This is a genomic window from Pseudomonas sp. AD21 (assembly GCF_002878485.1).
Lineage (GTDB): Bacteria > Pseudomonadota > Gammaproteobacteria > Pseudomonadales > Pseudomonadaceae > Aquipseudomonas.
The window spans coordinates 46,109-54,136 of record NZ_NQYG01000038.1 but is presented as its reverse complement, the minus strand read 5'-3'; the positions used below and the strand labels follow the sequence as shown (position 1 = coordinate 54,136).

The 8,028-nt window shown below is 57.5% G+C and carries 7 protein-coding genes; all 7 read left to right on the top strand.

Annotation, left to right across the window (positions count from 1 at the left end; all coding sequences use genetic code 11):
* The first annotated feature begins 700 nt into the window (after positions 1-700).
* The 7 genes from lon to cmoB all read left to right on the top strand — a co-directional run bounded on the left by lon (position 701) and on the right by cmoB (position 7,962).
* A complete protein-coding gene (gene lon, locus PseAD21_RS20280; protein ID WP_102357358.1) occupies positions 701-3,118 on the top strand; it encodes an endopeptidase La in 2,418 nt (805 codons plus the stop codon).
* 174 nt (positions 3,119-3,292) lie between these two features.
* Positions 3,293-4,306, top strand: a complete 1,014-nt coding sequence (locus tag PseAD21_RS20275; protein ID WP_102357357.1) for a hypothetical protein — start codon at positions 3,293-3,295, stop codon at positions 4,304-4,306.
* 141 nt (positions 4,307-4,447) lie between these two features.
* The gene (locus PseAD21_RS20270) at positions 4,448-4,840 is read left to right on the top strand and encodes a protease inhibitor I42 family protein (protein ID WP_102357355.1); all 393 of its coding nucleotides are present in this window, start codon (positions 4,448-4,450) and stop codon (positions 4,838-4,840) included.
* A 2-nt stretch (positions 4,841-4,842) separates the two neighbouring features.
* Positions 4,843-5,475 (top strand): lysoplasmalogenase, encoded by a 633-nt coding sequence (locus PseAD21_RS20265; RefSeq protein WP_178082148.1) that lies wholly within the window; start codon positions 4,843-4,845, stop codon positions 5,473-5,475.
* Between the two features lie 143 nt (positions 5,476-5,618).
* The gene (locus PseAD21_RS20260; RefSeq protein WP_102357352.1) at positions 5,619-6,116 is read left to right on the top strand and encodes a hypothetical protein; all 498 of its coding nucleotides are present in this window, start codon (positions 5,619-5,621) and stop codon (positions 6,114-6,116) included.
* Between the two features lie 113 nt (positions 6,117-6,229).
* Complete coding sequence (cmoA, locus tag PseAD21_RS20255; protein ID WP_178082147.1) at positions 6,230-7,009, top strand: carboxy-S-adenosyl-L-methionine synthase CmoA; 780 nt, start codon at positions 6,230-6,232, stop codon at positions 7,007-7,009.
* Positions 7,006-7,962 carry a tRNA 5-methoxyuridine(34)/uridine 5-oxyacetic acid(34) synthase CmoB gene (gene cmoB / locus PseAD21_RS20250; RefSeq protein WP_102357350.1) on the top strand — a complete coding sequence of 319 codons (957 nt, stop codon included), beginning with the start codon at positions 7,006-7,008 and terminating at the stop codon, positions 7,960-7,962. The genes cmoA and cmoB overlap by 4 nt, the downstream gene beginning before the upstream one ends.
* Positions 7,963-8,028: the final 66 nt, after the last annotated feature.

Here is an 8,028-nt window from a genome sequence, read left to right as displayed (position 1 = left end):
CACCTAAAGCCGTTTAGGGGCTAGGCATGAACCATAGAATCTCCCACAGTGGGATTGGGTGCAGGCAGTTGGAGAGTGGTCGGCTGTCTGGTCGCCTTCGCGAGCAAGCCCGCTCCCACAGTGGGATGGGGTGCAGGCAGTTGGAGAGTGGTCGGCTGTCAGGCCGCCATCGCCAGCAGGCTGGCTGGCTCCCACAATTTTGAACTGTGTGCATCGCACGCGGCGCAGCCGCCCCACTCAACAGGATGAGCGCAAGCTCGGCTGCAGCTCTTGATCTGCAGGCCCCATCGGCAGGCTGAGTGGAGGGATTCATCCGGGGGTGGGAGCGCAGCGACCGTTTGGCGAAGCCAAACACATCGAGAGGAGGTGCAGCGAAGCAAACCGGAGGCGATGCCCCCGGATGAACCCCGCAACGAAGGAACCCGAGCCTAAGCGAGGGCCGTACGCCGGGGCCCAGCGTTTTGGTTACTTTTTGGCGTCTGAAAAAGTGACTCGCTGTAAAAGCGAACCCGCCAGCCGCAACCCCCGAACCAACGGATATACCCCCAAAACCCCAAGAACATGGTCGGCCCAAAGGCCGCCAAGTCAAAAGCGTGAACCCTGTCAAAACCCTGAACACACAAGCAGAAACATCCCCTCCCATTGAAACCACCCAAACCCTGCCCCATCTAAGACCCATACCCCATTGCGCAGGTGCCCCATGAGCGACCAGCAAGAATTCCCGGACAACCCAGACGACTACACCGAAGCCGAACACATCGAACACACCTCCTCCGGCAAAGACCTCGCCCTGCCCGGCCAGAACCTGCCGGACAAGGTCTACGTCATCCCGATCCACAACCGCCCGTTCTTCCCGGCCCAAGTGCTGCCGGTCATCGTCAATGAAGAACCCTGGGCCGAGACCCTGGATCTGGTCAGCAAATCCGACCACCACTCCCTGGCCCTGTTCTTCATGGACACGCCCCAGGAAGACCCGCGCCACTTCAACACCGGCGCCCTCCCCGAATACGGCACGCTGGTCAAAGTCCATCACGCCAGCCGCGAAAACGGCAAACTGCAGTTCGTCGCCCAAGGCCTGAGCCGTGTGCGCATCAAGACCTGGCTCAAACACCATCGCCCGCCGTATCTGGTGGAAGTCGAATACCCGCACCAGCCGACCGAGCCGACCGACGAGGTCAAGGCCTACGGCATGGCGCTGATCAACGCGATCAAGGAACTGCTGCCGCTCAACCCGCTGTACAGCGAAGAGCTGAAGAACTACCTCAACCGCTTCAGCCCCAACGACCCGTCGCCGCTGACCGACTTCGCCGCCGCCCTCACTTCGGCCACCGGCCCCGAGCTGCAGGAAGTGCTCGACTGCGTGCCGATGCTCAAGCGCATGGAAAAAGTCCTGCCGATGCTGCGCAAGGAAGTCGAAGTCGCACGCCTGCAAAAAGAGATTTCGGCGGAAGTTAACCGCAAGATCGGCGAGCATCAGCGCGAGTTCTTCCTCAAGGAACAACTCAAGGTCATCCAGCAGGAACTCGGCCTGACCAAGGACGACCGTAGCGCCGACCTCGAACAGTTCGAACAGCGCCTCGAAGGCAAAGTCCTGCCGGCGCAGGTGCAAAAACGCCTCGAAGAGGAAATGAACAAGCTGTCGATCCTCGAGACCGGTTCGCCGGAGTACGCGGTCACCCGCAACTACCTCGACTGGGCGACGTCGGTGCCGTGGGGCGTGTATGGCGAGGACAAACTCGACCTCAAGCACGCGCGCAAGGTGCTCGACAAACACCACGCGGGCCTGGACGACATCAAGGACCGCATCCTCGAGTTCCTCGCGGTCGGTGCCTACAAAGGCGAAATCAGCGGTTCCATCGTGCTGCTGGTCGGCCCGCCGGGCGTGGGTAAAACCAGCGTCGGCAAATCCATCGCCGAATCCCTCGGCCGGCCGTTCTACCGCTTCAGCCTCGGCGGCATGCGCGACGAAGCCGAGATCAAGGGCCACCGTCGCACCTACATCGGCGCGCAACCGGGCAAACTGGTGCAGGCGTTGAAAGACGTCGAAGTGATGAACCCGGTGATCATGCTCGACGAAATCGACAAGATGGGCCAGAGCTACCAGGGCGACCCGGCCTCGGCGCTGCTGGAAACCCTCGATCCGGAACAGAACGTCGAATTCCTCGACCACTATCTCGACCTGCGCATGGACCTGTCGAAAGTCCTGTTCGTGTGCACCGCCAACACCCTGGATTCGATTCCCGGGCCGTTGCTGGACCGCATGGAAGTGATTCGCCTGTCGGGCTACATCACCGAAGAAAAAGTCGCCATCGCCAAGCGTCACCTGTGGCCGAAACTGCTGGAAAAGGCCGGCGTGTCCAAGGGCAGCCTGAGCATCAGCGACAGCGCGCTCAAGGCCTTGATCGACGGTTACGCCCGTGAAGCCGGGGTGCGCCAGCTGGAAAAACAGATGGGCAAACTGGTGCGCAAGGCGGTGATGAAGCTGATCGACGACCCGAAAGCAGTGATCAAGCTCGGCCCGAAAGACCTCGAAGCCTCGCTGGGCCATCCGGTATTCCGCAACGAACAGGTGCTGTCCGGCACCGGCGTGATCACCGGTCTGGCGTGGACCAGCATGGGCGGCGCGACCCTGCCGATCGAAGCGACGCGGATCCATACGCTCAATCGCGGCTTCAAACTCACCGGGCAACTGGGCGATGTGATGAAAGAGTCGGCGGAGATCGCCTACAGCTACGTCAGCTCGCACCTGAAGGCATTCGGCGGTGATCCGAAGTTCTTCGACGAAGCCTTCGTCCACCTGCACGTGCCGGAAGGCGCGACCCCGAAAGACGGGCCAAGTGCCGGCGTGACCATGGCCAGCGCCCTGCTCTCGCTCGCGCGCAATCAGCCACCGAAAAAAGGCGTGGCAATGACCGGCGAATTGACCCTGACCGGGCACGTCCTGCCGATTGGCGGGGTGCGTGAGAAGGTGATTGCGGCACGGAGGCAGAAGATTTTCGAGTTGATTTTGCCGGAGCCGAACCGTGGCAATTTCGAGGAATTGCCGGACTACTTGAAGGAAGGCATTACCGTGCACTTCGCGAAGAAATTCGCTGACGTGGCGAAAGTACTGTTCTAACCGCCCCTTAAAAACGCTGCGGGCCAATAACCGCAGCGTTTTTATATTTTTATTTTTAAAATAGAATCCGATAGCACATAACGGCCTAAAGAACTGTCAACTCTGACAGTATCTTCTCTCATACACCCTGACGATACTTCATGCTCAATTGGCTTTTTACCAGTGAGCACCCTGATGGCAAACCAGAACGTAGTTCGTGCAGGCGTCTTGCAGAATCTCTCCGGAGAATTCAAAGCGACATTTACCAGCAAAACCATTGCGGGCGAAGCGCGGTTCCCCTTTCACTCTCAAACAATCAGAAGCTCACTGGGCAACATAGCAGAATTTCTGGAATTCAACTGCCACTCCGGTGAAACCTTGATACAACAATCCGTAACCAATGATGATCGAAGCATTCGGATTGTTCTTAAATCAGACCTCGAACCCGGCACCTACATATTCCGTGAGGACAGTGCGATAAACAATGTGACTTACAGTGAAGTGCAAAAGGTTGGCACCAGCTACCACACCCAGACCTACACAGCCACCAAAGCAGAACTTGAACTGAGCATCACGCAGGACAGACGACGTTATTCCGGGTTTCTAAAATTCGAAGTCCTGATTAACGGAGAAACCCTGGAAATAAACTCCAACTTCGACGTTGTACTGCACTTTTCCAACAGTTCTGCGGAACAACAGGGGGCATCTGCCGCTTCCCTTCGGAACGACAACACATCAGTGGCAATGCCAGAAAACATAACGGGAGAATTCAACGCAAGGTTTTTCACCGATCCTGGCGAAACGTCTACTGCAAGAGCCCCCTACCATTCTGCAAGCCTGAGCTATGACTCGTCATTTATGACACCTGACATTAACTTTCATAGCCGCAGCGGAACCCGCTTCCAGGATATTGACAGAACCAGCGACGAACGCGGACTTGAAATTCATTTGAAAAAAGGAATTACCTCGGGCACCTATCATTATCCAGGTCCGCTCAGTCCGATCACCCACCTGCAATACAGTGAAATTCGAAGGGTAGGCAATAGATATATATATGGGAACCTGGAAATCCTTGAAGCCGCACTGGAGCTTGAAGTCATCGATGAACGTCGTTACGTCTCGAAGCAACTATCTATAAAAACCAGAACCCCCACTGGCGCGATCCTGTACATCAAAGCCGACTTTGATATTTACCTGGCCTGGGATTGACCGTCGCCGCGCTCGAACGGTTTTCCCGTCAACCACGGGTTAAGCCGTTCCCCTTGGTCATCAGCGGCATCCTCGAGACACACTTTGTCTCATCTTCAGTTATGCTCGCCGTTCGTCGCCAACGTCGGAGCCGCTGACCTTATGTCCCCCACTCGCCTGTTTGTCCCCCTCGCCCTCTCTCTGCTGGCCGCCTGCGCCACGCCGCCAAAACAGAACGTGACTGTGGAAAAACAGAGCGAATGCCCCGTGCGGCTGACCAATGGGCAAAACCTGATCGTGATGCTGCCGAGCAATCCCACCACCGGTTATCGCTGGGCGATTCAGGATTCGGCGGGCGGCGGGTTGCACGCACTCAGCCCCGAGGTTTACAGCAGCCCGAAAGATTCCGGCATGGTCGGCGCAGGCGGTTTTTCCACTTGGCGTTTTCAAGCCTTCGCTACGGGTACTGGCCGCCTGCGCCTGACTTCGCAGCAGCCATGGGAGCCGGAAGTTGAACCGGCAGAAACCTTTGACTGCGCGATCTCGGTGAACTGATCGTGGGCTGGCTGATTCTGGCGCTGATGGGCGCGGTGACGTTTCTCTACGGTGTGAGCACCCATGCGGCGCTGCTGTGCCTGTTGGTCAAACCGTTACCGGTGCTGGCGCTACTCGGCTGGCTGCACGACGCGCCACCCAGCGACTATCGGCGCTGGATCAGTCTGGGGCTGATTTTCTCTTTGCTCGGTGACGTGTTACTGGCGTGGCCGGGGGATTTGTTTGTGTTTGGCCTCGGTGCGTTTCTGGTCGCGCATCTGGCGTACCTCAAGGCTTACCTCAGCGACTGCAAACGGCTGGCGCTCTTGCCGCTGGTGCTCGCGCTCGGCGTCGGCGCGGTGCTGCTGGGAATTTTGATTTCCAGTGGCCTGGGGCCGTTGCTTGTGCCGGTGGTCGTCTATGGCACGGCGATCAGTGCGATGCTCTGGCGTGCCCTCGCCCGCCTCGGCACTGACGTGCCAAAGCGCTCGGCGTTGCTGGCGGCGGCGGGTGCACTGGCGTTTGTGTTTTCGGACAGTGTGATCGGCATTGATCGTTTCGTATCGCCATTCCACGCGGCGCCTTACGTGATCATCATCAGTTATTGGTTGGGACAGTGGGGTATTACCGCCTCCGCATTCAATAAAGATGAATAAATCGCCAAACTCACAAAATCAAGCCGAGCCTCATACCAAAACAATATAAGAGACTGTTAGAACTGACAGTAGTTAATTTTTTATGCCTACCTAATATGCAAATGGCTTTACTTACCATCCATTTTCATACAAGGAAGACCACCATGACTTTCTTTAAAAGCAATAACGCAATTTCTGCCAACTCTGCGGATCCTTTCATCACTGTTAGCGCGGAAACAATTGCCACAATTTCTGGTCGAGTAAAATTTGAGAGCCAGATTGTTGCGTACGAACCTGACCCTTGCGGGAGCGACAATATCGCGCTGGTGACTCGTGCGAATGCTTCGGACTACTCACGAGGATGCAAAAAAGGCCTGGTACTGGTATTCGATAAAAACATCAAACCTGGCACCTATACTGTTACCGATTCGAACTTTCCTTTCCTTAATGCCTATTACTTCGAAACCAGTACCCGCCCAGGTGACATCAGATCTCACAACTATGATGCGAAAAGTGGCTCCATCACGATTGAGAGCGCAGTAGTCAGTTTCGATAAAGTGAATTACAAACTCTCTTTTAATTTCAAAGGTGTCGACAAGCGAAATCGTGAGCTTAATATCAAGGGCACATCCGACTGCACCGTGTTAATCGATTTCGAGTAATCCGCGTTAATTAATGGATGGCCAAGCCTCATCTTGGGCCAGGCCATCCATTTTCCTCATCTGCTTCACGCTTTATCAGACAACCCAAGCATCCCAGCTCCAGTTTGGCTAAAATGCCGGCCTTTTCCACCGACACCGCCGGAACCGCCGTGAGCAAAGAACCCGATCGCATTTTCGCCAAGCCTTTGGCCCAGGTACCCGACTTCGCCTTCAACGAGGACGTGGTGCGGGTGTTCCCGGATATGATCAAGCGCTCGGTGCCGGGTTACCCGACCATCGTCGAAAACCTCGGTGTGCTGGCGGCGCAATTCGCCCAGCCGAACAGCGTGCTCTATGACCTCGGCGCTTCGCTCGGCGCAGTGACTCAGGCCCTGCGTCGCCACGTGCGCACCGACGGTTGCCGGGTGATCGCGGTGGATAACTCCGCAGCGATGGTCGAGCGCTGCCGCGAATACCTCAATGGTCAGGACTCGATGTTTCAGGAGTTGCTGCCGGTCGAAGTGATCGAAGGCGACATCCTCGCGCTCGACTTCAAACCAGCCTCGGTGGTGGCGCTGAACTTCACTTTGCAATTCATCGCCCCGGAGCAGCGCACCGCACTGCTGTCGCGCATCCGTCAATCGCTGCTGCCCGGTGGCGCGCTGATCCTCTCGGAAAAACTGCGCTTCAACGATGCCGAAGAACACGCGCTGCTCACCGATCTGCACGTCGCGTTCAAACGCGCCAACGGCTACAGCGAACTGGAAATTGCCCAGAAGCGCAGCGCCATCGAAAACGTCATGAAGCCCGACAGCCTCGAAGAACACCGGGAACGCCTGCTGGCCGCCGGGTTCTCGAAAGTCGTGCCGTGGTTCCAGTGTCTTAACTTTGCCTCGTTGATTGCCTTGCCATGATTGATCTGTCCCCCCTCGCCCGCCGTCTGGCCGGTACGCCGCTGGCCGAATGGGCCAACACCCTGCAAGTGCAACTCGACAAGAAAATGGAGAAGGGCCATGGCGATCTCGAGCGCTGGCAAAGTGCGCTGGACGCGCTGCCGAAGATCCAGCCGAGTGAAATCGATCTGCTCAATGGCCTGAAACTCGACACCGAGTGCGACGACGACACCCGCACCCAAATGCGCACCGCGCTGATGGGCCTGTCGCCGTGGCGCAAAGGCCCGTTCGACCTGTTCGGCGTGCACGTCGACACCGAATGGCGCTCGGACTGGAAGTGGTCGCGAGTGGCACCGCATCTGGATCTGAAAGGCAAACGCATTCTCGATGTCGGTTGCGGCAACGGTTACTACATGTGGCGCATGCTCGGTGCCGGCGCTGACAGCGTGATCGGCGTCGATCCGAACTGGCTGTTCTTCTGCCAGTTCCAGGCGGTGCAGCGTTACCTGTCCGAACCGAATGCCTGGCACCTGCCGTTCCCGTTCGAAGACCTGCCGCCGAACCTCGAAGGTTTCGACACGGTGTTCTCGATGGGCGTGTTCTACCACCGCCGTTCGCCGATCGAGCATTTACTGGCGCTCAAGGACTGCCTGGTCAAGGGCGGCGAACTGGTGCTGGAAACCCTGGTGGTCGAAGGTGACAAGCATCAGGTGCTGGTGCCGGAAGACCGTTATGCGCAGATGCGCAACGTGTGGTTCCTGCCGTCGGTGCCGGCGCTGGAGTTGTGGCTGCGTCGGGCCGGGTTCAGCGATATTCGTTGCGTGGATGTGAGCACCACGACGATTGAAGAACAACGCGGCACTGAATGGATGAAGTATCAGTCGCTAAGTGATTTCCTTGATCCGGAAGATCACAGCAAAACCATCGAAGGGTTGCCGGCGCCGATGCGCGCGGTGATTGTCGCGAAGAAGTAATCCAATCCCTCAAACACCGCGGTGAGCCCACCCCTCACCCCAGCCCTCTCCCCAAGGAGAGGGAGC

Bases quoted from the DNA above. Each gene is read 5' to 3' on its own strand.
- PseAD21_RS20275 (WP_102357357.1), top strand. From the start codon at position 3,293: ATGGCAAACCAGAACGTAGTTCGTGCAGGCGTCTTGCAGAATCTCTCC.
- cmoB (WP_102357350.1), top strand. From the start codon at position 7,006: ATGATTGATCTGTCCCCCCTCGCCCGCCGTCTGGCCGGTACGCCGCTG.
- lon (WP_102357358.1), top strand. From the start codon at position 701: ATGAGCGACCAGCAAGAATTCCCGGACAACCCAGACGACTACACCGAA.
- PseAD21_RS20260 (WP_102357352.1), top strand. From the start codon at position 5,619: ATGACTTTCTTTAAAAGCAATAACGCAATTTCTGCCAACTCTGCGGAT.
- PseAD21_RS20270 (WP_102357355.1), top strand. From the start codon at position 4,448: ATGTCCCCCACTCGCCTGTTTGTCCCCCTCGCCCTCTCTCTGCTGGCC.
- cmoA (WP_178082147.1), top strand. From the start codon at position 6,230: ATGCCGGCCTTTTCCACCGACACCGCCGGAACCGCCGTGAGCAAAGAA.